This is a genomic window from Cedecea sp. B1(4) (assembly GCF_059414925.1).
The window spans coordinates 1-410 of sequence record NZ_JCAHMZ010000143.1 but is presented as its reverse complement, the minus strand read 5'-3'; the positions used below and the strand labels follow the sequence as shown (position 1 = coordinate 410).

The 410-nt window shown below is 68.5% G+C and carries 1 pseudogene; it reads left to right on the top strand.

The annotated features are described in order from the left end of the window. Positions 1 to 410, top strand: a pseudogene (locus ACR6JA_RS22395) (TIGR03752 family integrating conjugative element protein); the annotation flags it as partial.

The window sequence follows — 410 nt, the reverse complement described above, 5'->3', positions numbered from 1 at the left end:
GGTGACGGCCAGCGCTTCAACCGCGGCGTCGGTGGCACGCAGTGGGTCGAGCCCGACGATGCCAAGGTCGACGCCAAGAACGCCAGCAAGGAGCCGAGCTTTCCCCTGAGCTTCGGGCCGGCCCAGAAAAGCCTGTCGGCCGCAGTGGAATCCGTCGCCGACGTCGGCAGCCGCGCGGTGGGCGCATCCACGAAGGCGGTCTACACCGTGCCGTCGAACTCGACGCTCATGGGGTCGATTGCCATGACGGCGCTGATCGGGCGCGTGCCGATCGACGGAACCGTCAACGACCCGTACCCGTTCAAGGTGTTGATCGGCCTGGACAACCTCACGGCCAACGGCATCGACATCCCCGACGTGGCCGGCGCCGTGGTCAGCGGCACGGCCTCGGGCGACTGGACGCTCTCGTG